Consider the following 26,251-nt stretch of genomic DNA (forward strand, 5'->3'; position numbering starts at 1 on the left):
CTGGGCCGCTCCTACAGGGGCGTGGTGGGCCTTGTGCCTGGGGTTGCTGCTGTCCGGCGCAGCCGCGGCCCTGGACCTGACCGAGCAGGAACAGGCCGGCAAGCGCCTGTACCGCGAAGGCCTGTCGAGCAGCGATGCCCAGTTGCTGGCCCGGGTAGGTGCCAGCGACATGAGCGTGCCGGCCAGTGTGCTGCCTTGTGCCAGCTGCCATGGCAATGACGGGCGTGGCCGCGCCGAGGGTGGGGTGCGCCCGCCAAGCCTGGACTGGCAGCGCCTGGCCATGGGGCAGGGTGAGCGCCAGGCCAATGGCAGGCGCTACCCGGCCTATGCCGAGGCCAGCCTGGCCCGGGCTATCCAGCAGGGCCTGGACCCGGCGGGCAACCGCCTGGACCCGGCCATGCCGCGTTTCGAGCTGACCCTTGCCGACCAGCGCAACCTCACGGCCTACCTCAAGCGCCTGGGCGAGGAACGCGACCCCGGCGTCGAGCCGGACGTGCTGCGCCTGGGCACCCTGCTGCCGGCCAGCGGGCCGCTGGCCGAGGCGGGCAGGGTGGTGCGCGCGGTACTGGAGGATGGCCTGGCGCAACTCAACCAGCAGGGCGGTATTCATGGGCGGCGTCTGGAACTGGTGGTGCGCGACCCCGGCAGCGACCCGCAAGACGCCAGGCAGGCACTGGGCAGTCTGCTGGACCAGGCACAGGTCTTTGCCCTGGTCAGCCCGCTGGCCCCCATGCTCGACGACGAGCTGGCCGCAGCCCTTGAGCAACGGGGCGTGCCGCTGGTCGGCAGCACGCCCCGCAGGGGTGCCAGCCCCCAGATCTTCGACCCCTTGCCCGGCCTGCCCGAGCAGCTGCTGAGCCTGGCCGGGCATGCCAGGGCCGGCCTGGGCCTGCCGCCTGAGGGGTTGCAGGTGGTCTATGCCGGCCCGGAGCAGGCCGCGAACGCCCGAACAGTGCGCCAACGCCTGCAGGCTGCAGGCTGGGTAACGGGCCCGGTGCAGGCATTCGCTGGCCAGGCGGTGCCGGGCCAGGGCATCGTCTTCCTCGGCCGTGCCCAGGCATTTGCCGAGCTGGCGACGGCTCTGCAGGCGGCCGGACGCACACCCTACCTGTTCGCTGCCTCAAGTCAGGTGGCCGGCGCCTTGCCGAGCCTACCGGCGCAGTGGTCCCAGCGCGTGTTCCTGGCCTATCCCTTCGTCCCGGCGGACTGGACGCCACAAGGGCTCGTCACCCTGGCCGGGCTGCGTGAGCGCCAAGGCCTGGACGGCCGCCAGGCGTCGCTGCAGGTCAGCACCCGGTGCGCCCTGGTGCTGATGACCGAGGCCCTCAGGCAGGTGGGCCGCGACGCCAGCCGCGAACAGCTGGTACAGGCCCTGGAAGGGCTGCATGACGTCGAGACCGGCCTGACCCCGGCCTTGGGTTTCGGCCCGGGGCGGCGCCAAGGTCTGGTCGGGGCCCATGTGGTGCAAGTGACGCTGCCCGGTCCGCAGTTCCATACCGCGGCGGCGTATCGCGCGATGCCGGACACACCTTGAACGGAGGTTGCCATGCGAATCCTCTTGCTGTGCCTGCTGCTGGGCCTGGCCCCGGTCAGCCAGGCGGACCTCGCCGCGGCGCGAGTCAATGGCGTGGAAATCAGTGTCACGCGCCTGGAGCGCTACTTCGCCGAGTACCTCCAGGACCAGGGGCGGGCGCTGACCAGCATCCGCAGCCCGACCCTGTACAAGCGCCTGCGCGACCAGGCCCTGGACGAGCTGATCGACAAGGAACTGTTGTGGCAGGAAGCCCAGCGTCGTGGCATCGTGGTCAGTGACGAAACCGTGTCGGCGCGGGTCGGTGAAGTCGAACAGGCCTTCGGCAACCCCGCGGTGTTCGAACGCCGTCTGGCCGATGCCGGCTTCGATAGGGCCGGGTACGCCGACTACACTCGTCACGAGATGGCCGGGCAACAGGTGTATGCCCAGCTCACGGCCATCGACGAGCCCACCGAGGCACAGGTCGAGGCCTTCTATCTAGCCAACAAGGAACGTATGCAAGGGATGCAGAACCAAACGCGTGAGATCCCGGTCGAACGTGAGCAGGGCCTGGTGTGGGCCAGGGCTGCGCTCGTCGGCCAGCTGCAGGCCCAGGCACGCCAATCGGTGCGCCAGCGCCTGCGCGAAGGGGCGAAGGTTGAACGAGCGGATGACTGAGACACCTGGCGTTGCCTTTTCCCCACTCCTGGGGAATAACGCAGGGGGCCAAATGCCATCAGTTTCCCCGTATTTGGGGAGAGCCTGCCGCCACCCGTTGGGTGACCTAATGGAATCAACGACTTACAGTGGTGCGACATGACTATTCACGCCTGGCACGAAGGATGCTCAAGCCTGTACAAGGCTGAACTCCAGAGACCGGGTAACCGGGCAGTTCTTGGGAGTCGACCTTGGTGAACACAGTATTGGTAGTCGATGACGAGCAGACCCTTGCGCAAAACCTGCAGGCCTACCTGCAGACGCAAGGCCTGGAAGTCCATGTCGCCCACGACGGTGCCAGTGGCATCGCCCAGGCTCAAAGCCTGGCACCGGACGTGATCGTGCTGGATTACCGCTTGCCCGACATGGAGGGGTTCCAGGTCCTGGAGACCGTGCGCAGGAACAGGCAGTGCTATTTCGTGCTGATCACCGCCCACCCGACCGCCGAGGTCCGTGAGCGGGCCGCCACACTTGGCGTGACCCATGTCCTGTTCAAGCCGTTCCCGTTGCTGGAACTGGCCCGCGCGGTATCCGACCTGACCGGCACGGAGCGTCAGCCGCGGGCAGCGGAGCAACAGGCCGAGGGTTTCGTCGAACGACGCCAGAACAGGAACCAGACGTTCCCCCTGCAGATGTACGATGGCAGCTGGGTACTGGCCGACCGCCGACGCAACGGCACCAGGCCGCCCGCACCTGACGACGACCTGCTCAACGGGGAATAGCGGCGCCCGCGGCCACCCCGGCATCCCCGAGCCAGCCTGCGACGCGCCCCTGAGCGGAGTCGCAGGCCATGTCAGAAGCCTCTGTTGCAGCCAACCCGATCCCTGCCACGGGCTATTCCCGCGAATTGCTTGCCCAGGCCCGTCTCCAAGCTAGTGACGAACGCCTGCTCGACTGCCTGGCCCGCCTGGCCTGCGACGAGCCGGCCACGTTCACCCGGCGCCTGGGCGCCACCTTGCACTACCCGGTGCTCGACAGCCAGGCGCTGCTGGCCAGCACCCCGCTGTTCGAGCGGGCCAGCCTGGCCCTGTGCCTGAAACGCGAATTCGTCCTGGTGCAGCACCAGGGCCAGATCATCGGCGTGTTCGCCGACCCCTTCGACCACGCCCGCCTGGCCTGGATCGACGAATGTCTGCAAGGAGCGCCGCTGTACCTGGCCCAGGCCGCCGACATCGCCACCTTCCTGGCCCGCCAGGAGGAGAGCTTCCATGCCGTCGATGCCCTGGAGCACGACGCCGAGCCGGGCAGCGAGACCGACCCGCTGCAGCGCCTGTCCCTGGCCAGCATCAGTGAAGACCAGAGCAAGGTGGTCAAGCTGGTCAACGCCACCCTCTACGATGCCCTCAAGCAGCATGCCAGCGACATTCACCTGGGTATGACCGGCCAGGGCCTGACCATCAAGTACCGCATCGACGGCGTGCTCAACGGTGCCGGCAAGGCCAGCGGCAGCGCGTTTGCCGAGCAGGTGATCTCGCGCATCAAGGTCATGGCCGAACTGGACATCGGCGAGAAGCGCGTGCCCCAGGACGGCCGCTTCAAGGTCGCCCTGGGCGAGCGCCAGATCGACTTCCGCGTCTCGATCATGCCGAGCATCTTCGGCGAGGACGCGGTGTTGCGGGTGCTCGACAAGCAGGACTTGTCCGACCGGGTCAGTGGCGTGCAGCTGCAGGCCCTGGGCTTTGCCGAACACACCCTGCAGGCCCTGCGCCGGCTGGCCGCCGAACCCTACGGCATGATCCTGGTCACCGGCCCCACCGGCAGCGGCAAGACCACCACCCTCTACGCCATGATCAGCGAGATCAACCATGGCATGGACAAGATCATCACCATCGAAGACCCGGTGGAGTACCAGCTGCCCGGCGTGCTGCAGATCCCGGTCAACGAGAAGAAGGGCCTGACCTTCGCCCGTGGCCTGCGTTCGATCCTTCGCCACGACCCGGACAAGATCCTGGTGGGCGAGATCCGCGACCCGGACACCGCGCAGATCGCCGTGCAGTCGGCACTCACCGGGCACCTGGTGTTCACCACCATCCATGCCAACAACGTCTTCGATGTGATCGGCCGCTTCAGCCAGATGCAGGTCGACCCCTACAGCTTCGTCTCGGCGCTCAACGCCGTGCTGGCCCAGCGCCTGATCCGCCTGGCCTGCCCGCACTGCGCAGTCGGTGCCGAGCCGGACGACGAAACCCTGGCCGCCTCCGGGCTGACCCGCGAAGGCGTCGCCGGTTGGTCCTTCGTCCGCGCCCAAGGCTGCGGCCAGTGCCGTGGCAGCGGCTACCGCGGGCGCAGCGCCATTGCCGAACTGCTGCACCTGGATGACGACCTGCGGCAGATGATCGTCGAGCGCCGCCCCCTGTCGCAGATCAAGGCGCTGGCCTGCCAGCGCGGCTTGCGGCTGCTACGCGCATCTGCCCTGGACCTGGTCCGCGAGGGCCGTACCACGCTTGAGGAGATCAACCGTGTCACATTTATCGCCTGATCGCTATTGCGCCGTGCTCGGCGCCGAAGGTGTCGGCTTGGGTCGCTGGCACGCCAACCAACACCAGTGGCTGGGCAGCCGCGCATTCGCCTGCGACGCCGGGCAACCGGCCTGGGCGCCGGCCATCGCCGCCCTGGCCGAACTGCTGGCTGAACATGCGTCCCGTGGTGCCCGACTGCAGGTGCTGCTGTCGGCCCGCTACAGCCGCTTCTGCCTGGTGCCCTGGAGCGATGCCATCGGCCATCCGCGCGAGCTGGATGCCTATGCCCGGGCCTGCTTCGAGAACCTCTACGGCCAGCCGCTGGACGATTGGCGCATCGTCCTTTCACCGGAAGCAGCCGGTGCCGCGCGTATCGCCACAGCGCTGCCCGAGGCCCTGCTGCAGGCACTCAAGACCCTGGGCCGGGAAAACCGCCTGGTCCTGCGCTCGGTGCAGCCGTACCTGATGGCCGCCTACAACAGCTGTTCGGCGCAACTGGAGGAGGGCGACTTCCTCTTCGTCCTGGCCGAGCCCCGGCGCAGCGTGTTGCTGCTGGCCGCCGGCGGGGCCTGGCAACAGGTGCTGAGCCAAGGCTGCGCCGACAGCGACCAGGCCTTGCAGGCCTTGATCGACCGCACCTGCGAGCTGTATGGCGAACACCTGCCACGGGTGTACCTGCATGCGCCTGGCCGGGGTGACGTGCCTCAGCTGGCAGCGGTACAGCTGTGCCAGCCGGCCGCCGAGAACGACCCGTTGTGCGCCATGTGGCGGGCGGTGGCCTGACATGCGCTGCCTAGACCTGGAATTCCAGCCCCCCCGCAGCAGCCCGATGGCCTGGGCATCACTGGCCCTGGGTTGCACCGTACTGGCTGCGCTGCTGCTGGTTCAGCAGCAGCTCGAAGGTGAACGGCAGGACCTGGAAGGACGGGTCCACCGGCTTGAGCAGCAACTGGGCCGCCGCCCCCAGGACAGCGCGCCGCAGGGCAGCGCGGCCAGCCGCGAGCAGGCCGAGCAGTTGGCACAGATGCGCACCGTCTCGCAACAGCTGCAGCGCCCCTGGCAGCAACTGTTCGCCATGCTCGAGGCCCAGCCCCAGGAAGACGTGGCGCTGCTGACACTGACCCCCGATGCACGCAAGGGCCAAGTGCGCATCGCTGCCGAGGCCCGCAACCTGGAAGCCATGCTGCAGTACCACCAGCGCCTGGAGCGCAGCGAGGCGCTACGTGATGTCTCGCTGCTCAACCATGAGGTGGTGTCCGGCCAGCCCGAGCACCCGGTGCGCTTCAACCTGACCGCCACCTGGGAGACCGGCCATGCGCGTCCCTAGCCTGATCCTTCATGAACACCTGGCCCGCCTGGGCCGTGTCGGTGGCGCGGCGCTGCTGACCACGGCCCTGGCCGTGCTGGTCGGTTTCGCCTGGGTGTTGCCGCAGTGGCAGGGCGTACGTGAACTGCGCGCCAGCGAGGCCGACGCCAGCGTGCAGGTGCAGCGGGTCAGGCGCGGCGAGCTGAAGGTGGCCGCCAAGCCCGAGCAGCAGGCCCTCGACAGCCTGCGCCAGCAGCTGCCCGGTCAGCCCCAGGCCAGCGAACTGATCGAGCGCCTGTATCACCTGGCCAGTGCCGAACGCATCAGCCTGGCCCGTGGCGAGTACGCCCTGGGTGTGGACCCCAAGACCCAGCTGGCGCGCTACCAGATCGTGTTGCCGGTTCGAGGCAGCTACCCGCAGATCCGCGGCTTCCTCCAGGCACTGCTTGGCCAGCTGCCGACCTTGGTGCTCGAAGACCTGGAGCTGCAGCGCAAGCGTATCGGCGACCGCGAGCTCAATGGTCGCCTGCGCATGACCCTTTACCTGTCGAGGTCGTGATGAACATTCAGCGCGCGGTGATGTGGGCGGGTTTCCTCGGGCTTTCAGGCGCCTTGGCCTGGGCCCCGGGGCACTGGTTCGGGCAGCAGGAGGAGGTGGCTCCAATCGCCGGCAAGCCGGCTCCCACCCAACTGCAAGGCGCAGCCACCCAGGTGGGAGCCGGCTTGCCGGCGATGAAGCCAGCCCAACCTTCGAGGGACCTGTTCCCACCCCAGCAATGGACCCCGCCCAGGAACCTGGCCACCGTCACCGAGCAACCTGCGGCCGCTGTCCCCGTGGCACCGGCTGCGCCCACCGCCCCGGTGCTGCCGTTCCAGTTCATCGGCCGCCTGGGCGACCGCGATGACCAGCAGGTGTTCCTGCAGAGCGGCGAGAAGCTCTACGTCGTACGCCAGGGCGATGTGATCGATCAAACCTACCGCCTCGACCGGGTCTCGGCCACCGAGCTGGACCTGGTCTACCTGCCATTGCACCAGTCACAGACCTTGTCTGTCGGGAGCGCACCATGAAGCCGTCGAAGTTGTGCAAGCCTGCTCCGTTCATGCTTCTTGCCCTTTGCGTGGCCCTGGCCGGTTGCGGCTCGAACGCCACGCGCCAGGACAGCGCGGACCTGATGAAAGAAGGGCAGTACGAGGCGGGTATCGCCATGCTGGAGGAGGCGTTGCGCGAAGACCCACGTGATACCGAACTGAACATCGCCCTGGCCCACGGTCGCCAGCAGGCGGTGGAAGCCTTGCTGACCCAGGCCGACAGCGACCGCATCCGCCACGATTTCGCCGGGGCGCGCATGGGCTATGGCCGGGTACTGACCATCGAGCCGAACAACCGCCGGGCCCAGGAGGGCATCCGTCAACTGGAGCTGGTGCGTAACCTCGACGAGCGCGTGGCCATGGGCCAGGCTGCGCTGCGCCAGGGCGACCTGTTCGGCGCCGAGCGCTACATGCGCGAAGTGCTGCGCCTGGACCCGCAGAACCAGAAGGGCATCGCCCTGCGCAGCGACATCGAGAACGTCCAGGCACGCACCGCCCAGCCTTACCCGCAGTTGCGCAGCAAGCTGGAACGGCCGGTGACCCTGGAGTTTCGCGATGCCAACCTCAAGACCATCTTCGAGGTCCTGGCCCAGGTCGCCGGGATCAACTTCATCTTCGACAAGGACCTGCGCCCGGACATGAAAGCCACCATCTTCGTGCGCGATGTGCGCATCGAGGACGCCGTGGCGCTGCTGCTGGAGCAGAACCAGCTGCACCAGAAGATCGTCAACGACAACACCCTGCTGATCTACCCCGACTCGCCGCAGAAGACCAAGGACTACCAGGAACTGGTCATGCGCACCTTCTACCTGACCAGCATCGACGCCAACACTGCGTTGAACATGGTCAAGACCATGCTCAAGACCCGCGACGTGTTCGTCGACGAGCGCCTGAACACCCTGACCATGCGCGACACCCCCGACGCCGTGCGTATGGCCGAGAAGCTGCTGCAGTCCCAGGACCAGTCCAACCCGGAAGTGGTGCTGGAGGTAGAGGTGATGGAAGTGGCCCGTTCGCGCATCCTCGACCTCGGCCTGCAATGGCCCAACACCTTCGGCGTGCTCAACGACGAAGGCAACCCGGTCAGTGTGCTCGATCAGCTGCGCGGCATCGATTCGAGCCGCATCAGCATCGCCCCGGCGCCCCAAGCCAAGATCAACGCGGCCGACAAGGACATCAACACCCTGGCAAGCCCAGTGATCCGCGTGAGCAACCGCGAGCAGGCGCGCATCCACATCGGCCAGCGGGTGCCGATCATCAGCGCCACCTCGGTGCCGTCGACCCAAGGCCCGGTGATCACCGAGAGCGTCACCTACCTGGACGTGGGCCTGAAGCTCGAAGTGCAGCCCACCGTGCACCTGAACAACGAAGTGGCGATCAAGGTGGCCCTGGAGGTGAGCAACGCCACCCCTCTGGAGCCGACCCGCCAGGGCACCATCCCGGTACAGGTCGACACCCGCAACGCCCAGACCAGCCTGCGCCTGCACGACGGCGAAACGCAGGTACTGGCGGGCCTGGTGCGCAACGACCTGACCTCCAGCGGCAACAAGATCCCTGGCCTCGGCGACATCCCTGGACTGGGCCGGCTGTTCGGCAGCAACCGCGACGACAAGAGCAAGTCCGAGCTGGTGCTGGCGATCACCCCGCGCATCGTGCGCAACCTGCCGTACCAGAGCCCGTCGGACATGGAGTTCGCCACCGGCACCGAGTCGAGCCTGCAGGTGCGCCAGCAGATGATGGCACCGGTGGCACAGCCTGAAACCTCGCAACCGGACGCTTCGCAACCGCAAGGTACCGTGGCCAAAGTGCCGGCGACCATCACCCGTCAAGCGGACCCGCTGCCATGAAACGCCAACAGCAGGGCTTCAGCCTGATCGAGGTGGTGCTGACCCTGGCGCTGCTCGGGCTGCTGGCGACCATGGCCGCGCCCCTGACCGAGACCGTGGTGCGTCGCGGCAAGGAGCAGCAACTGCGCGAGGCGCTGTACCAGATCCGCGATGCCATCGACGCCTACAAGCGCGCCTTCGACGCCGGCTACATCGAGAAGCGCCTGGACAGCAGCGGCTACCCGCCGAGCCTGCAGGTGCTGGTCGAGGGCGTACGCGACGTGCGCAGTGCCAAGGGTGCCAAGTTCTACTTCCTGCGCCGCATCCCCCACGACCCGCTGCTGGCGGCCAAGCATGAGGACGAAGGCGGCTGGGGCCTGCGCGCCTACGACAGCAGCGCCGACAACCCACGCGAAGGCCGCGATGTCTTCGACGTGTACTCCAAGGCCAGCGGCAATGGCCTGAACGGCATCCCCTACGGGCAATGGTGACGGCCATGAAGCGCAACCGCGGTTTCACCCTGATCGAGCTGCTGGTGGTCATGGCAATCATCGCCACCCTGATGACCATCGCCATGCCGCGCTACTTCAACAGCCTGGAAGCCTCCCGCGAGGCGACCCTGCGCCAGAGCCTGGCGGTGCTGCGCGAGGCCCTGGACCACTACTACGGCGACACCGGCCGCTACCCCGAGTCGCTGGAGCAATTGGTCGAACAACGCTATCTGCGCAACACCCCGGTCGATCCGCTCACCGAGCGCAGCGATGCCTGGAAGCTGGTGCCGCCACCGGAAGGGGTCAGCGGCGGCGTGGCCGATATCAAGAGCGGTGCCACAGGGAGGGCGCGTGATGGCAGCCTCTATGCCGAATGGTAAGGCCTGCGCGGGCTTCACCTACCTGGGTGTGCTGTTCCTGATCGCGGTCAGCAGCATGGCCCTGGTCGCCACCGGGACCCTGTGGGCCACCAATGCCCAGCGCGAGCGTGAGCGCCAGCTGTTGTGGGTCGGCGGGCAGTATGCCCAGGCCCTGCGCAGCTACTACCGCGCCTCGCCAGGCCTGGCCCAGTACCCCCAGGCCCTGGAGGACCTGCTCGAGGACAATCGCTTCCCATCGCCACAGCGGCACATCCGCAGGCTCTACCCGGACCCGGTCACCAACGGCCAGGAATGGGGCCTGCTGCGCTCGGTGGATGGCCGCATCACCGGCGTCTACAGCAGCTCCGATGCCGCGCCGCTCAAGCGCAGCGGCTTCGAGGCCCAGTGGTCCGGCTTCGAAGGACTGGAGCACTACAGCGACTGGCAGTTCGTCGCCGAGCAGCCCTTCGCCGAGGCCGGCGGTGGCGCCCGCACCCACACCGGCCCAGGAGACACGCCATGAACGCGCGCGCCGCCCTGTGTTGCCTGTGCCTGCTGCTGGCCGCCTGGATGCCCACGCCGGCCCGGGCCGGCGCCGAGGACGAAATGATGGGTTTCATCGTCGACAACACCATTTCGCACATTGGCCACGACTTCTACAACGACTTCACCGACCGCCTGCGCGCCACGAGCCGCCTGGACTTCAACCTGGTGGTGCGCGAACGCCCCGACGCCCGTTGGGGCAGCCTGGTGACGGTGGAGTACGAACGCGAGGTGCTGTACCGGCGCTTCCTGCCGCCCAACACCACGCAACTCAAAGACGAGGCCGTCGCGGCGGCGGACCTGGTCAAGCAGCAAATCATCCAGCGCAAGCTGCAACGCCTGCTGCAGGACACCACTGATCTGGAGAGGGACGAGCTATGAACACGCGCATGCCCCGCTGTATCGCTGCCTGCCTGCTGGCCGGCGCCTTCGTCGGCCCCATCCAGGCCACGGAGCTGGTGTACACCCCTGTCAACCCAGCGTTCGGCGGCAACCCGCTCAACGGGACCTGGTTGCTCAACAACGCCCAGGCGCAGAACGACCACGAGGATCCGGACCTCAAGGACCGCGCCTCGGCCTTCGCCGGTACCTCGGCCCTGGAGCGCTTCAGCAACCAGCTCGAATCCCGGTTGCTTTCGCAGTTGCTGGACAACATCAGCAACGGCACCACCGGCAGCATGTCCACGGACTCGTTCCTGATCGATGTGATCGACGATTCCGGGGCCCTGAGCATCAAGGTCACCGACCGTGCGACAGGGGAAGTCTCGATCATCGAGGTCAGTGGCCTCAACCCCTGAGAGGGAAGGCCGATAGGGGAGAACGACCATGAAACGCCTGCTGAGCACATTGCTGATCCTCGCCACCTTGCAAGGCTGCGGCCTACGCGAGCCCATGCCCGCCGAACAGGACGGGGCGATCCCGACCCTGACGCCGCGCGCCTCGACCTACTACGACCTGATCAACATGCCACGGCCCAAGGGCAGGCTGATGGCGGTGGTGTACGGCTTCCGCGACCAGACCGGCCAGTACAAGCCGACCCCGGCCAGCTCGTTCTCCACCAGTGTCACCCAGGGGGCGGCCAGCATGCTGATGGATGCGCTCAATGCCAGCGGTTGGTTCGTGGTGCTCGAACGCGAGGGGCTGCAGAACCTGCTGACCGAACGCAAGATCATCCGCGCCTCGCAGAAGAAGCCGGACGTGCCGCTGAACATCCAGGGCGAACTGCCGCCTCTGCAGGCGGCCAACCTGATGCTCGAGGGCGGCATCATCGCCTATGACACCAACGTACGCAGCGGCGGCGAGGGTGCCCGCTACCTGGGTATCGACATCTCCCGTGAGTACCGGGTCGACCAGGTCACCGTCAACCTGCGGGCGGTGGACGTGCGCAGCGGCCAGGTGCTGGCCAATGTGATGACCAGCAAGACCATCTATTCGGTCGGGCGCAGTGCCGGTGTGTTCAAGTTCATCGAATTCAAGAAGCTGTTGGAGGCCGAGGTCGGCTACACCACCAACGAGCCGGCCCAGCTGTGCGTGCTTTCGGCCATCGAGGCGGCGGTAGGCCACCTGTTGGCCCAGGGTATCGAGCGCCGGCTGTGGCAGGTGGCGGGCGATGGCAGCGGCGACAAGGCGGTGCTGGACAAGTACCTGAGCCAGTATCAGCAGCAGTAGGGCACTGCTGTCTGATTGTGCAGGAGCTTGTGGGAGCGGGCTTGCCCCGCGATTGGGCCGGGCCGATATCACCGTCGCCTGGCAAGGGCTTCGCCCTTTATCGCGGGGCAAGCCCGCTCCTACAGCGTTCGGAGCTCCGGCTTGTGCTGCGACTGCGTTACCTGGCCTTGCGCAATGTAAGGTTGATCCGCCGCTCCCCCATCCTCGGGTGCATACCAGGCTTGATCGGCATCACCCCGTGATACCTCAGGCGATCCTCGCCACCCCACACCAGCACATCGCCATGGCTCAAGGGTATCCGTTGGGTTCGGTCCGAACGATGCAGCCCGCCGAACAGGAACACCGCTGGCAAGCCCAGGGACAGCGACACGATCGGCTGGCCGAAGTCGCGCTCGTCACGGTCCTGGTGCAGGGTCAGGCGGGTGCCGGGCAGGTAATGGTTGATCAGGCAGGCATCGGGCACGAACCCCTCGAAACCGGCTGCATCGGCGGCGCGTGCCGCGAGATCGAGCAGCGCCTGGGGCATCGCCGGCCACGGCTTGCCGGTCCTGGGGTCGGTAGGGCTGTAGCGATAGCCTTGTTCGTCACTGACCCAGCCCTGGGCACCGCAATTGGTCAGGGCCACGGCCATGTGCAGGCCGCCAGGGGTGCGCATGTGCCGGAAGGGCGCGGCGCGCAGCACCGGGCGCAGGGCATCGAGCAGCGTCTCGACCTCGGCCAGGGCGAAGCCGGGCAGAAGCACGGTATGGCTGGCCAGGCGTTGCGGCTGGGGGCCGAACAGGTCGAGGTCGGACTGGATCATGGTGACGGCGCCGGTTGGGTGTGTGGCCATTGTAACGTCGTTGCGCGAAGAGGTTTGCCTCGATCGCACAGACACCACAGAAATCGCAGGAAAAAGGAACCGCGGCGCCAGGGAGAGGGAACACCGCGGTCCAAGGGGGAGGGGGTTATTGCTGGGTGACGGTGGCCAGGTTGGCGGTGCCGTACTGGGTGATGGTGGCGCTCTGGTTCATGCTGCTCTGGTCCACGAAGGCCTGGTTGTTGGTGCCTCCCTGTGTCACGTAGGCGACGTTGGCGCTGTCGACCTGCTTGATGGTGGCTTCGTTGCCGCTACCGTACAGCTGGTAGGTGTAGCTCTGGTTGTACTGGCCAGACTGGTCGAGGGTGACCTTATTGTCGCTGCCGGCGCTCAGGCCTGCGGCATAGTTGTTGTTGTCGCGCTGGTCGGCGATCAGCAGGTTGTCGGTGCCGTTCTGTTCGAAATACAGCTCGTTGTTGCTGTCGGCCTGGTTGGTCAGCATGGTGTTGTCGGTGCCTTTCTGGCCGAGCTTGGCGAATTGCTCCATGCCGTTCTGGGTGATGTTCACCGTGTTGCCGTAGCCGTTCTGGGTGATCTGCGCCTGCTGGCCCATGCCGAACTGGCCGCCTGCGCGGTCGCCTTTCCAGTTGCTGGCCTGGATCTTGTTGCCGTTGCCGGTGGTGCTGATGACAAGGCTGTGGTTGTCGCCGTTCTGGTAGGTGAAGTGCAGGTTGTCATTACCGTTCTGGGTGATGCTGGTGACCGACTGGTTGGTCTCGAACTGGTCCGACCAGCTGGCGTTGCGCTGGCCGCTCTGGGACAGGCTCACGCTGTTGCCCTGGCCGAAGCTCTGGTCGATGTAGCCTTCGTTGTTCTGGCCTTGCTGATAGACACTGGCGCTGCTGGCGATCTGGGTGTCTTGCCAGACTTCGGCGTTGTGGGCGGTACCGACCTGATGGATCTCCAGCACGCCGCCCAGGCCGTCGCGCTGGTCGCCATAGGCCCAGCTGGCGTTGCTGTTGATCTGCTGGATCTTGATCTCGCCGTTCTCGTGGAACAGGTGTTCGGCGGCGGCACTGTTGCCGGTGCCTTCCTGCTTGATCAGGCTTTTGTTGCCGCTGCCACTGAACAGCTGCTCGACCACCGCATCGTTGCCGCTGCCTTTCTGCTCGGTAGTGGCCTTGGCGCCCATCTGCGAGTCCTGGAACACCTGCGAGCGGTTGCCCACGCCGTCCTGGATCTGCAGTGACTGGTTCTCCGCGCCCAGGGACTGGCTGGCGAAGTTGTCGTTGCCGCTGCCGCCGGACTTCTGGGTCAGCGTGCTGCCGTTCTCGAAGATCTGGTCGCCGTAGCCGGCATTGTAGGAGCCGGTGGCGGTTTGCTCGATCTGGCTGGTGCTGGTGTCCTGCACCGCCATGTGGTTGTGGCCCAGGCCCGTCTGGTCCTGAATGATCGTGGCGTTCGGTGCCAGGTTCTGCAGCACTTCGGCGATGTTCTCGGTGCCCTGCTGGGACTGTTCCGAGACGCTGTCGGTGGCCATGGCCTGGCCGGCGACCGCCAGGACAATGGCGGCGCTTAAGGGAGCGAGCTTGAACATGGTGGTGCCTCCAGGTCTATCGGTATTGGGTGATCTGAACGTATTGGCCGTTGCCGGCCTGGGTCACGGCGCTGGTCAGCCCCGTGCCGCGTTGTTCGATGCTGGCGTTGTTGTAGTTGCCGATCTGTTCGATCGACGCGCTGTTGTTGCTGCCGCTCTGGCGGATCGCGGCGTTGTTGCCCTGGCCCTGCTGGACGATCGCGGCCATCAGGTCGCTGCCTTCCTGCAGGATGTACGCCTCCTGCGCGTCCCCGGCCTGGACGATCCGGCCCAGCAGAGCCTGGCCGTTCTGGTCGAGGGCGGCGCGGTTGCCCGACCCCTGCTGCTCGATCACCGCCACCTGGCCGGCGCCGGCCGGCAGCAGGCGCACGATCACCGGTTCGCCGAGGTCGCTGCCGACCGCAAGGTCAGCGTTGTCCATCAGGTCATCGGCCCAGCTTGGCTGGAGGGCCTGGCCCGCCAGGGCCAGGCAGAGCAGCAAGGGGTTCAGGCGTTTCATGGCGTCCTCCTTGGGCTACTGCACGACCACCGGTACGGTGCGCGTGGTGCCCTGACTGGTGGTGATGGTCGCCGTTGGGTTGGCCGATGGCACGATGGTGGTGCTATTGCTCACGATCAGGCGCCAGCGTCCGGTCAGCGGTACCGGCACGCTGCCAAGGGTCACCAGGCCGTTCGGGGTGGTCACCTGCACCGTGACGGTGTTGCCGGTGGTCACCGAGGACGTGCCGCCGATATCCCAGTTGAAACGGTTGTTGGAACGCGCCGTGACTGTCGCCGTGGTCACCGTGAAGGTTTCCTGGGCCGGGCGTGGCGACACCTGCACGGTGACCGTGCCGTTACCGGACAAGGCGCCCAGGGCATCACGCGCCACGTAGGTGAACGTGGTGGTGAAAGGCGCGGTGACCGTGGCCGGTGGCGTATAGGTGACGGTACCGCCATCGGTGCTGACCGTACCTTGACCTGCAGCTGGCTGGCCGACACTGGCCACGGCTAGCGGCAGGTTGTTCTCCGGGTCGGTGTCGTTGGCAAGCACGTTGATGGTCAGTGGCACGCCCAAGGTCGCTGCGCTGTCCGCGACGGCGGTTGGCGCCTGGTTGGGGGCAACGTTGACGGTCACTGTGGCCGGTTCCGACTTCAGGCCCTTGGCATCCTGGGCGCGGTAGCTGAACGTGGCGGTGAAGGCGGTCGTGGCGCCGGATGGCGGGGTATAGGTGACCGCGGTGCTGCCGTTGGTCACGACCGAGCCGAGGCCGGTGCCGGGTTGGGTGAGGTCGGCAATCACCAGCGGCACGTTGCCGTCCGGGTCGCTGTCGTTCTCCAGCAGGCTGAGGGTGACAGGGACGCCGACACTGGTGCTGGCGACATCGGCCTGGGCTAGCGGTGGCTGGTTCTCGGCCGCGACCGGCGCATTGCCGACCACCACCACCGGCTCGACATCGCTGCCACCGGCGGCGGACTTCACCGTGACGCTGGCCGGGGGCTGGGCCAGGTCGTTGACCGTCAGGGTCTGCACGATGCCGCCCTTGGACAGGCGGCCATAGCCTTGGGCGACCAGGTCCGGCACCTGCACTTCGTCGCTGGAGCTGGCCTCGATCACCAGGCGTTTGGTGGCCCAGTCGAAGCGTGCGGTGTTGACTTTCACCACGTCGGTGAGCTTGCTCGACAAGGCCGTCGGCCGGGTGTCCGGGTCAGGGCTGGTCGCGGTCACCACCACCACCGAGGGTGGCGCTTCCTGGTTCAGCTGATGGCCGAAGAACAGGCCGTTGCTGTCGGGCAGCAGGTCGAACTGACAGGGCGTCGCGGGCGAGCCGACCAGTGCCAGGCCAAAGCGCATGCACACGCTGGCATCGCCCGGGGCCTTGGCGAAGACTTCGACGCGGGTGCCATTGCCGTTGCGCTGGTAGGTGGCGCGCTCCAGAGTCGCTGGCGTCTGGGCCCGTGGGTCGAGGACCTTGCCGGAGAGGCTGAAGACATTGGTCTGGATGGTCCCGGCCGGGCCTTCGATGCGCACGAAGTTGGTGTCGAACGGGCTGCCGATGACCTCCTGGGAAATGTTCGGGTCGCCGACGAAGGACTCGAGCGCGCCGGTGTCCGGGTTGATCTCGGTATACAGCGCCCCGCTGGCATTACGCAGGAACGGCCCGACATCGCCCCGCAAGGCACCGCTGAAGTCGCCTGGCGCACCGATGCCGATATCGCGAGTGATGTTGATCGCCCGCCGGCCAGGGGTGTTGACCACGACTGTCTCGACGCCATACGGGTGGGTGATGGTGTAGGTACCGGCGGTAGGGACCGAGGCGCGGATACGAATACGGGCGAAACTCTGCTGGTCGCCATCGACCGGGTTCTCGGCGGCGAAGGCGGCCTCGATACCGGCGACATAGACCTCCAGTTCATAGCCGCTGTTGCCGACTGCAGGGATATCGGTCTCGGCCAGGAACCAGAACATCTCCGGTGGCCAGTTGTCCGGGAACACCAGGGGCAAGGTGTCGTCGTACACGCCAGGCTCTGGCAGAAGGGTGCACATATAGGCCGGTGCACCTGGCGCGCCCGGTGCCCGTGAGCTGGTGGCACGCGACTGGCACAGCTCCAGGGACAGGCCGCTGGCGTCCTTGTACCACATCGGGTAGCCACCGGTGGCAAGGGTGTAGGGGCCTGGGTCGACCTCGGTGAGCGTGGCCCAGGCCGCGCCGGAGAGGGTAAGGGAAAGCCCGGCTGCGTACAGCGCGCGGCGTGGCCAAGTATTCATGCTGCCTCCTTGAAGGCGGGGCCTTTGTCTGTTCATGGCACCAGCACCACGTCTTCGCTGTCGCTGCCGCCATGCGCGCTGGTGACTTGCACCGTGGCCGGCGGAAGTGGCGAAATCCCACGGGTGAGCGTCTTCACCGCACCTTCGCCGCCGAGGTCGCCGATCAGCGCGCCGTTGCCGGTGTGGGCCGTGAGGGTCGGGGGCGCTGTCTCGTCGCTGGTGGCGGCGACCAGGGTCAGCTCGGCCCTGGACAGGCTGTATTCGGCGCGGGTGATGGTCACCAGGTCGGTCAGCGGCAAGTTGGCGCTGGTGGCGCTGCTGGTGGGGATGGCCACGCTGTTGTCGGCGGTGATGCCAAGGCTGGTGGGCAGTGTCGGGTCGAGCGCCGACTGGGCATACCAGGTGCCGGTGCCATTGGCTTCGCTTAGTGGCAGGTTGGGCGTCTGGCTGGTCAGGGTGACCGTGGCCGGCGGTGGCGGGGCCATGACGAAGACATCCTGTTGAGCGCGCAAGTCGCCATTCTCGAAGTGCCGTGAATAGGTGCTGCGCTGTGGCAGCAGCGGGGTTGGCAGGTTGACCGTGGACAGCTTGCCGGACACGGCGAACAGTTCGGTGCGCAGGTCCAGACCATTGGGCCCTTCGATGCGCACGTAGTTGGTATTGAACGGGCTGCCGGTCACGCGCTCTTCCAGGTTGGGGTCGCCCACGAACTGCTCGCTCGCGCCGGTTTCCGGGTTGGTTTCGGTGTAGGGGCCGTTGACGCTGCGCAGGAATGGCCCGACATCACCCTTGAGCGCGCCGGTGAAGTCGCCCGGCGAGCCGATGCCGATGTCGCGGGTCATGTTGATCGCCCGTGTGCCCGGGGTGGTCACGTCGAACACCTCGACGCCGTAGGGGTGGGTGATGATGTAGGTCCCGGCGGTCGGTACGTCAACCCGGATGCGTATCCGGGCGAAGCTGATCTGGTCGCCTTCCTTGGGCTCCTCGGCGCTGAACGCCGCCTCGATCGCCGAGACGTAGCCCAGGTCGATGCCCCGGGCGGCATCGACGATGGAGGCGTCACCGGTGAACCAGAAGGCTTCGTCGGGGAAGTTGGTGGGGAAGGCGATCGGCTTGGTGTCGTCGAACACGCCGGGCGTTGGCAGCAGCGTGCACATGTACGACGGCGCGCCGGGGGCACCGGGCGCCCGCGAGCTCACCGCCTTGGACAGGCACAGGTCGAGCGTCCGGCCATGGGTGTCTTGGTACCAAGCGGCGAAGCCGCCGTTCTCGGGTAGGGGAGCGCCCTGGTCGACCGCATTGAGCGCAGCCTGGGCCGGAAGCTGGAGCATGCTGGCGAAGATCGCCACTGCCAGCGGGTGGGGTGTCAATCGGTGCATGAGTCAAACCCTCCTGCAAACGGGCCCATGGGTTGGGGCGTCTGATGAGGGATCGGCAACAGCCGTGCCAATTTTTCGATAGGTCGCTTGAAGGGCTCTAGGGCGGAGGTTGCAGAGGGGTTTCGCGTTGCGGTTGCAGGGAGTGGCGGTGGGCTGTGGTCCCCAGCATTGGGGAATGCCGGGGGCAACATCACCCGTTGTAGCGTCGGCCAGTGGAAGATAACCCAGCCGTCCTTGTGGGAGATTCTATGGTGCTGGACAAGCTCAAATTGCCCTAGGTCGGTTTAATACTTCTCAGCCGTACAAATATGGCCCAGGCTCCGCTCGCCTCGTGGGAGCTGGCGACAGCCTGCGATGGGCTGCAAAGCAGCCCCAAGCCTTCAAACGGCGGAGCCCTCCAGACTTAAGGGGCCGCTTTGCGGCCCATCGCAGGCTGTCGCCAGCTCCCACCGAGATTGCGCCGCTCTCAAAACTTGCGAAATCCCTGTGGGCTTGCCCGCGATTGGGCCGGCCCAGGCAGCTTATTCCTCCAGCCGTTCGGGGCTGTTGAAATTGCTCAATCTGGCATCGTCCTCGGCACACTCGTACCCCTGCACCGACCCGCGCAACAGCGCCTTCTGCAAACTGCGCTCGCCCTCCCGCCAGGCCTGCTCCAGCACGGGCAGCACCCTGCGCGGCAACACACTGAACATCGGCTGCCAATAGCCACCTTGGCGCACCATGGCCGGGCTGTCGTGCTCGACGGCCAAGCGCAGCAGGCCCTCGATCAATGCCCGGTCGACCTGGGGGGCATCGCAGGCCAGCAGAACCACCCACTCATGCCGCGCCACCGCGAGCCCGGCGATCACGCCGGCCAACGGCCCGGGAAAATCCGCCTCGGCATCGGACACCAACTGGTCGGCATAGCCCCGATAGGCCTCGTGGTTGCGATTGCAGGAAATCACCACATCGTCGCACAGCGGCCTCACCGCCCGTTGTACGTGCGCCACCAGCGGCTCGCCCCGCCAGGGCAGCAGGCCCTTGTCGCGGCCGCCCATGCGCTGGCCGCGGCCGCCGGCAAGAATCAAGGTGGAGCAAGGGGGCAGGGCAGTGGACATGAAAAAGGGTTCCAGGCAGTCGATGCCGGGAACCCTCCCATGTCAGGCCGGTGTTGTCCAGTCAGGCTTGGTGGGTCACCGCCTGGTTGTCCTTGGCTTGGCGCTGCCGGGCAAGGCGCATCACCACCACGAAGAACACTGGCACGAACACCACCGCCAGGGTGGCGCTGAGCATGCCGCCGATCACACCGGTGCCGATGGCCTGCTGGCTCGCCGAGCTTGCCCCGGTGGCGATCGCAAGCGGCACCACGCCGAGGATGAACGCCAGCGAGGTCATCACGATCGGCCGCAGGCGCAGGCGGGCGGCCTGTACGGCGGCGCCTACCGGGTCTTGGCCTTGATCGACCAGGCTCTTGGCGAACTCGATGATCAGGATGGCGTTCTTCGCCGACAGGCCGATCAGGGTGATCAGGCCGACCTTGAAGAACACGTCGTTGGGCATGCCACGCAGGGTGACCGCCAGGACCGCTCCGAGCACGCCCAGGGGCACCACCAGCAGCACGGCGGTGGGGATCGACCAGCTCTCGTACAACGCCGCCAGGCACAGGAACACGACCAACAGCGACAGGGCCATCAGCAAGGGGGCCTGGCTGCCGGACAGGCGCTCCTGCAGCGACAGGCCGGTCCACTCCAGGCCGGCGCCGGCTGGCAGCTGGTCGACCAGGCGCTGGATCTCGGCCATGGCCTCGCCGGAGCTGTAGCCGGCGGCGGGCTCGCCGGAAATCGACACCGCCGGGTAGCCATTGTAGCGGGTCAGCTGCACCGGGCCGCTGACCCACCGGGCCTGGACGAAGGCGCCCAGGGGCACCATCTTGCCGCTGCTGTTGCGCACGTGGATCTTCAGCAGGTCTTCCACCTGGCTGCGCTGGTCGCCCTCGGCCTGCACTACCACCCGCTGCATGCGGCCCTGGTTGGGGAAGTCGTTGACGTAGTTGGAGCCCACGGCAGTATCGAGCACCGCGCCGATGTCGGCGAACGAGACCCCCAGGGCATTGGCCTGGCGGCGGTCGATCTCCAGCTGCACCTGCGGGCTCTCGGCCAGCGAGGCCTCGCGCACGTTGACCAGCACCTTGCTCTTGCGGGCGTTGGCCAGCAGTTCGTCACGTGCCGCCATCAACGCCGCGTGGCCCATGCCGCCACGGTCCTGCAGGCGGAACTCGAAGCCGGTGGACTCGCCCAAGCCGTCGATCGGCGGCGGCAAGACCGAATAGGCCACCGCGTCCCTGAGTTGACTGAAGGCTGCGGTGGCCCGGTCGGCGATCGATTGCGCGCTGTCGTCGGCGCCGCGCTCGGACCAGTCCTTGAGCGTGGTGAACGCCAGTGCTGCGTTCTGCCCGCTGCCCGAGAAGCTGAAACCCAGGATCAGTGTGGTGTTGCCAACGCCTGGCTCTTCGGCATTGTGCGCCTCGATCTGTGCGGCCACCTGCTCGGTGCGCATGCGGCTGGCCCCGGGCGGCAGCTGGATGTCGGTGATGGTATAGCCTTGGTCCTCGGTGGGCAGGAAGGCGGTCGGCAATTGGCTGAAGCCGTAGCCAAGCACCGCCAGCAGCGCCCCGTATACCAGCAGGTAGCGGCCGCTGCGCGCCAGGGCGTGTTCCACCCAGCGCTGATAGCCGTTGCTCATGCCCTCGAAGCGCCGGTTGAACCAGCCGAAGAAGCCCTTGCGCTCATGGTGCTCGCCCTTGGCCACCGGCTTGAGCAGGGTGGCGCACAGGGCAGGGGTCAGGCTCAGGGCGAGGAATGCCGAGAACAGGATCGACACCGCCATGGACACCGAGAACTGCTGGTAGATCACGCCCACCGAGCCTTTCATGAAGGCCATCGGCAGGAACACCGCCACCAGCACCAGGGTGATGCCGACGATGGCCCCACTGATCTGGCCCATGGCTTTGCGCGTGGCCTGCTTGGGTGGCAGCCCTTCCTCGGCCATGATCCGCTCGACGTTCTCCACCACCACGATGGCGTCGTCCACCAGGATGCCGATGGCCAGGACCATGCCGAACAAGGTCAGCACGTTCACCGAGAAGCCCAGCGCCAGCATGGTGGCGAAGGTGCCCATCAGCGCCACCGGCACCACCAGGGTCGGGATCAGCGTATAACGCAGGTTCTGCAGGAACAGGAACATCACCGCGAATACCAGCAGCATGGCCTCGAACAGTGTGCTGATCACCTGCTGGATCGAGACCTTGACGAATGGCGAGGTGTCGTAGGGGATGTCATAACGCACGCCCTCGGGGAAGTAGCCCGAGAGCTCCTCCATTTTCGCCCGCACCAGGGTCGCGGTCTCCATGGCATTGGCGCCGGGGGACAGTTGCACGCTGAAGGCAGTGGACGGCTTACCGTTCAGGCGCGTGCCGTACTGGTATTCCTGGGCGCCGATCTCCACCCGGGCGACGTCGCCGATGGTCACCGTGGAGCCGTCGGGGTTGGCACGCAGGACGATCGCGGCGAACTCCTCGGGCGTGCTCAGCTGGCCCTTGACCACCACGTTGGCGGTGATTTCCTGGGTGCTGCGCCCCGGCAGGTCGCCGATGCTACCCGGAGCCACCTGGGCGTTCTGCGCGGCGATGGCCGCGGCCACATCGTTGGGCGTGAGGTTGAAGCCAATCAGCTTCTGCGGGTCGATCCACACCCGCATGGCGCGCTCGGAGCCATACAGCTGGGCCTTGCCCACGCCCTTCAAGCGGCGGATCTCGTTCATCACGTTGCGTGCGAGGATGTCCGAGAGGGCCGTCTCGTCGAGGCTGCCGTCCTCGGAGGTGAGGGTGGCCAGGAGCAGGAAGCCCGTGGACACCTTCTCCACCTGCAGGCCTTGCTGGGTCACCGGCCGGGGCAGGCGTGACTCGACCACCTTCAGGCGGTTCTGCACATCCACCTGGGCCAGGTCCGGGTGGGTGCCTGGCTCGAAGGTGGCAGTAATGGTCGCGCTGCCCAGGCTGCTCTGGGACTCGAAGTACAGCAAGTTGTCGGCACCGTTGAGCTCCTGCTCGATCAGGCTGACCACGCTTTCATCCAGGGTCGCCGCCGAGGCGCCCGGGTAGACGGCGTAGATCTCCACCTGGGGAGGCGCCACGTTGGGGTACTGGGCCACCGGCAACTGCGGAATGGCCAAGGCCCCGGCCAGGAGAATGAACAGCGCGACCACCCAGGCGAACACCGGGCGGTCGATGAAGAACTGCGGCATGGATCAGGCCCTCACTGGCCGTTGTGCTGGACGATGGGCAGGCCATCCTGGGGCAGGGCGACCTGGACCTGGTCGCCGGCCTTGACGTGTTGCAGGCCCTCGATCACCACGCGCTCGCCGGGTGCCAGGCCCTCGCTGACGATCCAGCGGTCGCCCTGGGCGTTGCCGAGCACCACCTGGCGTTCGCTGATGCGTTGCTGTGGGTCGACGACCAGCACCTTCGGCACCCCGGCGCTATCGCGCAGGATGGCCCGCTGCGGCACGCTGATGCCTTTGGGTTGCAGGGCCTGCTCAAGGCGCACGCGCACGTAGCTGCCGGGCAACAGGTCCAGGTCCGGGTTGGGGAACTCGCTGCGCAGGGTGATCTGGTTGGTGCTCGGGTCGACGCTGATGTCGGAGAACAGCAGCTTGCCCGGTAGCGGGTAGGCGCTGCCGTCGTCCTGGATCAGCGTGGCCCGGGCCTGGTCCTGGCCGACCTGTTGCAGCTCGCCGGCGCGCATGGCACGGCGCAGGGCATTGAGATCGCGGGTCGACTGGGTGACGTCGGCATGGATCGGGTCCAGTTGCTGGATGATCGCCAGCGCCGTGGTCTCGTTCTGGCCGACCAGCGCACCTTCGGTGACCAAGGCACGGCCGATACGTCCGGAGATCGGCGCGGTGACCGTGGCATAGCCAAGGTTCAGGCGAGCCCGTTCAAGGGCGGCCTTGGCTTGCGCGACTTCGGCGTCGGCCTGGAGGAAGGTGGCCCGGGCGTTGTCGTATTCCTGGCGGCTGACCGCCTTGTCGTCGACCAGCTCGCGGTAGCGCTGTTCCTGCAGGCGGGCCTGGTACAGGTTGGCCTCGGCCTTGGCCAGGGTCGCGCGGGCGCTGTCGTGGTCGGCCTTGAACGGCGCAGGGTCGATCAGGAACAGCACGTCGCCCTGCTTGACGTCACTGCCCTCGCGATACACACGCTTGAGCACCACGCCGGCCACCCGGGCACGGACCTCTGCAGTACGGGGGGCGAGGATACGCCCACTGAGTTCGGTGCTGATGGCCAGGGGCTGGACCTGCACCGTTTCCACCCGCACCTGGGGCGCGGGCGCCTGTTCATCCTGGTCGGCGGCGTCGTCGCAACCGGCCAGCGACAAGGTCAGCAGCGCCAGGAGCGCCAGTGGGCGCAGGCGAAAGGGAAGGGAAATGGACATACGGATCTTCCAGAAATGACAGTGCCTATGCTAAGGCAGCCGCTGCGCGCCTGGCTGTGAAGCTCTGTAGGGCGAATGTGAAAAAGTGTAAGAATTGGCGTTGATCGTGCGTGGATTCTATATCCTGCCTCATCGCCAACCCTGTTCCTTCTTCACATCTATGCCGAACATTCTCCTGGTCGAAGACGACAGCGCCCTGTCCGAACTGATCGCCAGCTATCTGCAACGCAACGACTTCCATGTCCGGGTGATCGCCCGGGGCGACCATGTGCTGGAGGAGTTCCGCCGGCAACGGCCGGACCTGGTGGTGCTCGACCTCATGCTCCCCGGCCTGGACGGCTTGCAGGTGTGCAGGTTGCTGCGCCAGGAGTCGCAGACCTTGCCGATTCTCATGCTCACGGCCCGCGATGACAGCCATGACCAGGTACTGGGCCTGGAGATGGGCGCCGACGACTACGTCACCAAACCCTGCGAGCCGCGAGTGCTGCTCGCCCGAGTGCGCACCCTGTTGCGTCGCAGCAGTGTCAACGAGCCTCGGCTGGACAGCGACCTGATCCAGGTCGGCGGGCTGCGCATCGACCTGGCTGAACGCGTGGTGACCTGGCGGGGCGACGAAGTGGAGTTGTCCAGCGGCGAGTACAACCTGCTGGTGGTGCTGGCGCGCAACGCCGGCGAGGTGCTCAGCCGCGACCGCATCCTCCAGCAACTGCGAGGCATCGAGTTCAACGGCACCGATCGTTCGGTGGACGTGGCGATCTCCAAGCTGCGGCGCAAATTCGACGACAACGCCGGCGAAGCCCGCAAGATCAAGACCGTCTGGGGCAAGGGCTACCTGTTCAGCCGGGTCGAGTGGGAGTACTGACACGTCATGCTCAAGATCCTGGTGCGCCTGTACCTGGTGATCATCGCCGCCTATGCCGGGGCGATCCTGTTCATACCCGACTCCATCGTCGCGCTGTTCCATGACCGTTTCATGGCCTACAACCTGGAGCAGACCAAGGGCGTGCAGTCGTTGATCGTCCGCCAGTTCCGCCAGGCACCGCCCGATCAATGGCCAGCGGTCGAGCAGCAATTGGCGCAGAGCTTCGCCCCCCTGGAGGTGAAGCTGCTGCCCATGGCCCAGGCGGGGCTTACGGTGCAGGAGCAGGCTCGCCTGGAACATGGCCTGAACGTGGTGCGTATCGGCGACTGGGGTTATTACGACACGGCCCTGGCCCCGCTGGACTCGCAATGGCTGGTGAGCCTGCACACCCCCCCCGACCCGATCGACATCAACCTGCTGTCCTGGGGCGTCACGGTGCTGATCGGTGCTGCCCTGCTGGGCTGCCTGCTGCTGTGGGTATGGCCGCATTGGCGCGACCTGGAGCGCCTGAAGGAAACCGCCAGGCGCCTGGGGCAGGGGCAGATGTCCGAACGCACGCACATCTCGCCACGCTCGAACATCGGTGAGCTGGCGGGGGTGTTCGACACCATGGCCAGCGACCTGGAGCGCCACGTCAACCAGCAGCGTGAGCTGCTCAACGCAGTGTCCCATGAGTTGCGCACCCCCTTGACCCGCCTGGACTTCGGCCTGGTGCTGCTGTTCGACGAAGTGCCACCGGCCAGCCGCAAGCGCTTGCTGGAACTGGTGGGGCATGTGCGCGAGCTGGATGAGCTGGTGCTGGAGCTGTTGTCCTACAGTCGCCTGCAGAATGCCGACCAGGCGCGTGAGCGGGTCGAGGTGTCGTTGCTGGAGCTGGTCGACAGTGTGCTGGGCGGGTTCGCCGAGGAGCTCGATGGCCGGGGTATCCAGTGGGAGGTGCGCGCCGAGCACAACCTGCCACGGTTCGTCCTGGACCCCAGGCTGACCGCCCGCGCGGTGCAGAACCTGGTGCGCAACGCCATGCGCTACTGCGATGAAAGCCTGCTGCTGCGCCTGCGCCGTGAGGACGATGGCGCCTGCCTGTTGACCGTGGAAGACGACGGCATCGGCATCCCGCCTGAGGAGCGTGAGCGGATCTTCCAGCCGTTCTACCGCCTCGACCGCAGCCGCGACCGCAACACTGGCGGCTTCGGGCTGGGGTTGGCGATCAGCCGCAGGGCCATCGAAGGGCAGGGCGGGTCCTTGACTGTGGCGCAGTCGGCCCTGGGGGGAGCGCAGTTCAGGATTCGCCTGCCGGCGGGATAGCCTGTAACGCCCCAATCGCGGGACAAGCCCGCTCCTACAGGGATTTCGCCGCGATCTGGGTGGAAGCTGGCGACAGCCTGCGATAGGCTGCAAAGCAGCCCCAAGCCTTCAAACGGTGGAA

General features: G+C 66.8%; 25 protein-coding genes. 17 read left to right on the forward strand and 8 right to left on the reverse strand.

Features of this window, described 5'->3' with window-relative positions; translation table 11 throughout:
• The first annotated feature begins 31 nt into the window (after nucleotides 1–31).
• From ACNFCI_RS05210 to ACNFCI_RS05280, 15 genes are all read left to right on the forward strand, one after another.
• Nucleotides 32–1,534, forward strand: a complete 1,503-nt coding sequence (locus ACNFCI_RS05210; protein WP_368829014.1) for an ABC transporter substrate-binding protein — start codon at nucleotides 32–34, stop codon at nucleotides 1,532–1,534.
• Nucleotides 1,535–1,546: 12 nt separating this feature from the next.
• Nucleotides 1,547–2,191 carry a SurA N-terminal domain-containing protein gene (locus ACNFCI_RS05215; protein ID WP_368829013.1) on the forward strand — a complete coding sequence of 215 codons (645 nt, stop codon included), beginning with the start codon at nucleotides 1,547–1,549 and terminating at the stop codon, nucleotides 2,189–2,191.
• Nucleotides 2,192–2,421: 230 nt separating this feature from the next.
• On the forward strand, nucleotides 2,422–2,952 hold the full coding sequence (locus ACNFCI_RS05220; protein ID WP_172403068.1) for a response regulator: 531 nt from the start codon (nucleotides 2,422–2,424) through the stop codon (nucleotides 2,950–2,952).
• Nucleotides 2,953–3,020: 68 nt separating this feature from the next.
• Entirely contained in the window at nucleotides 3,021–4,709 is a 1,689-nt protein-coding gene (locus tag ACNFCI_RS05225; protein WP_368829012.1) for a GspE/PulE family protein, read from the forward strand.
• Complete coding sequence (locus ACNFCI_RS05230) at nucleotides 4,690–5,472, forward strand: hypothetical protein (protein ID WP_324818372.1); 783 nt, start codon at nucleotides 4,690–4,692, stop codon at nucleotides 5,470–5,472. Before ACNFCI_RS05225 ends, ACNFCI_RS05230 begins: the two co-directional genes overlap by 20 nt.
• A 1-nt stretch (nucleotide 5,473) precedes the next feature.
• Nucleotides 5,474–6,016, forward strand: a complete 543-nt coding sequence (locus ACNFCI_RS05235; protein ID WP_368829011.1) for a PilN domain-containing protein — start codon at nucleotides 5,474–5,476, stop codon at nucleotides 6,014–6,016.
• Nucleotides 6,003–6,554, forward strand: coding sequence for a type 4a pilus biogenesis protein PilO (pilO, locus tag ACNFCI_RS05240; RefSeq protein ID WP_368829010.1), 552 nt, complete (start codon nucleotides 6,003–6,005; stop codon nucleotides 6,552–6,554). Before ACNFCI_RS05235 ends, pilO begins: the two co-directional genes overlap by 14 nt.
• Entirely contained in the window at nucleotides 6,554–7,063 is a 510-nt protein-coding gene (locus ACNFCI_RS05245; protein WP_368829009.1) for a hypothetical protein, read from the forward strand. The genes pilO and ACNFCI_RS05245 overlap by 1 nt, the downstream gene beginning before the upstream one ends.
• Nucleotides 7,060–8,931, forward strand: a complete 1,872-nt coding sequence (locus tag ACNFCI_RS05250; RefSeq protein ID WP_416767540.1) for a secretin N-terminal domain-containing protein — start codon at nucleotides 7,060–7,062, stop codon at nucleotides 8,929–8,931. The genes ACNFCI_RS05245 and ACNFCI_RS05250 overlap by 4 nt, the downstream gene beginning before the upstream one ends.
• Nucleotides 8,928–9,401 carry a type II secretion system protein gene (locus tag ACNFCI_RS05255; RefSeq protein ID WP_324818386.1) on the forward strand — a complete coding sequence of 158 codons (474 nt, stop codon included), beginning with the start codon at nucleotides 8,928–8,930 and terminating at the stop codon, nucleotides 9,399–9,401. The genes ACNFCI_RS05250 and ACNFCI_RS05255 overlap by 4 nt, the downstream gene beginning before the upstream one ends.
• 5 nt (nucleotides 9,402–9,406) lie before the next feature.
• Complete coding sequence (locus ACNFCI_RS05260; protein ID WP_224459132.1) at nucleotides 9,407–9,781, forward strand: type II secretion system protein; 375 nt, start codon at nucleotides 9,407–9,409, stop codon at nucleotides 9,779–9,781.
• Nucleotides 9,756–10,283, forward strand: coding sequence for a type II secretion system protein (locus ACNFCI_RS05265; protein ID WP_368829008.1), 528 nt, complete (start codon nucleotides 9,756–9,758; stop codon nucleotides 10,281–10,283). The genes ACNFCI_RS05260 and ACNFCI_RS05265 overlap by 26 nt, the downstream gene beginning before the upstream one ends.
• Complete coding sequence (csgE, locus tag ACNFCI_RS05270) at nucleotides 10,280–10,684, forward strand: curli production assembly/transport protein CsgE (RefSeq protein ID WP_368829007.1); 405 nt, start codon at nucleotides 10,280–10,282, stop codon at nucleotides 10,682–10,684. The genes ACNFCI_RS05265 and csgE overlap by 4 nt, the downstream gene beginning before the upstream one ends.
• A complete protein-coding gene (locus ACNFCI_RS05275) occupies nucleotides 10,681–11,100 on the forward strand; it encodes a curli assembly protein CsgF (protein ID WP_084858976.1) in 420 nt (139 codons plus the stop codon). The genes csgE and ACNFCI_RS05275 overlap by 4 nt, the downstream gene beginning before the upstream one ends.
• Nucleotides 11,101–11,128: 28 nt before the next feature.
• Nucleotides 11,129–11,971, forward strand: a complete 843-nt coding sequence (locus ACNFCI_RS05280; RefSeq protein ID WP_084858975.1) for a CsgG/HfaB family protein — start codon at nucleotides 11,129–11,131, stop codon at nucleotides 11,969–11,971.
• 157 nt (nucleotides 11,972–12,128) lie between these two features.
• Here the strand turns inward: ACNFCI_RS05280 and alkB are convergent, their stop codons facing one another.
• The 8 genes from alkB to ACNFCI_RS05320 all read right to left on the reverse strand — a co-directional run bounded on the left by alkB (nucleotide 12,129) and on the right by ACNFCI_RS05320 (nucleotide 23,963).
• Nucleotides 12,129–12,773, reverse strand: a complete 645-nt coding sequence (gene alkB / locus ACNFCI_RS05285; protein ID WP_084859016.1) for a DNA oxidative demethylase AlkB — start codon at nucleotides 12,771–12,773, stop codon at nucleotides 12,129–12,131.
• A gap of 145 nt (nucleotides 12,774–12,918) precedes the next feature.
• Nucleotides 12,919–14,367: a curlin gene (locus ACNFCI_RS05290; protein WP_324817123.1), complete on the reverse strand. Its 1,449-nt coding sequence runs from the start codon at nucleotides 14,365–14,367 to the stop codon at nucleotides 12,919–12,921.
• Between the two features lie 16 nt (nucleotides 14,368–14,383).
• On the reverse strand, nucleotides 14,384–14,866 hold the full coding sequence (locus ACNFCI_RS05295; RefSeq protein WP_084858973.1) for a curlin: 483 nt from the start codon (nucleotides 14,864–14,866) through the stop codon (nucleotides 14,384–14,386).
• A 15-nt stretch (nucleotides 14,867–14,881) separates the two neighbouring features.
• On the reverse strand, nucleotides 14,882–17,116 hold the full coding sequence (locus ACNFCI_RS05300; protein ID WP_324817126.1) for an Ig-like domain-containing protein: 2,235 nt from the start codon (nucleotides 17,114–17,116) through the stop codon (nucleotides 14,882–14,884).
• Nucleotides 17,117–17,148: 32 nt separating this feature from the next.
• Nucleotides 17,149–18,495, reverse strand: a complete 1,347-nt coding sequence (locus ACNFCI_RS05305; RefSeq protein ID WP_416767545.1) for a hypothetical protein — start codon at nucleotides 18,493–18,495, stop codon at nucleotides 17,149–17,151.
• Between the two features lie 521 nt (nucleotides 18,496–19,016).
• The gene (gene mobA / locus ACNFCI_RS05310; RefSeq protein ID WP_084858960.1) at nucleotides 19,017–19,592 is read right to left on the reverse strand and encodes a molybdenum cofactor guanylyltransferase MobA; all 576 of its coding nucleotides are present in this window, start codon (nucleotides 19,590–19,592) and stop codon (nucleotides 19,017–19,019) included.
• A 61-nt stretch (nucleotides 19,593–19,653) separates the two neighbouring features.
• Nucleotides 19,654–22,776: a multidrug efflux RND transporter permease subunit gene (locus ACNFCI_RS05315; protein ID WP_416767546.1), complete on the reverse strand. Its 3,123-nt coding sequence runs from the start codon at nucleotides 22,774–22,776 to the stop codon at nucleotides 19,654–19,656.
• Nucleotides 22,777–22,787: 11 nt separating this feature from the next.
• Nucleotides 22,788–23,963 carry an efflux RND transporter periplasmic adaptor subunit gene (locus tag ACNFCI_RS05320; protein WP_324812372.1) on the reverse strand — a complete coding sequence of 392 codons (1,176 nt, stop codon included), beginning with the start codon at nucleotides 23,961–23,963 and terminating at the stop codon, nucleotides 22,788–22,790.
• A 160-nt stretch (nucleotides 23,964–24,123) separates the two neighbouring features.
• Here ACNFCI_RS05320 and ACNFCI_RS05325 point away from each other — a divergent pair, with 160 nt between their 5' ends.
• Both ACNFCI_RS05325 and ACNFCI_RS05330 read left to right on the forward strand, forming a co-directional pair.
• Nucleotides 24,124–24,825 (forward strand): response regulator, encoded by a 702-nt coding sequence (locus ACNFCI_RS05325; protein WP_368829001.1) that lies wholly within the window; start codon nucleotides 24,124–24,126, stop codon nucleotides 24,823–24,825.
• Nucleotides 24,826–24,831: 6 nt separating this feature from the next.
• Nucleotides 24,832–26,130: an ATP-binding protein gene (locus ACNFCI_RS05330; protein ID WP_084858956.1), complete on the forward strand. Its 1,299-nt coding sequence runs from the start codon at nucleotides 24,832–24,834 to the stop codon at nucleotides 26,128–26,130.
• Nucleotides 26,131–26,251: the final 121 nt, after the last annotated feature.

The sequence above is a fragment of the Pseudomonas sp. NY15356 genome, assembly GCF_048068175.1.
Classification (GTDB): Bacteria; Pseudomonadota; Gammaproteobacteria; order Pseudomonadales; family Pseudomonadaceae; genus Aquipseudomonas; species Aquipseudomonas putida_K.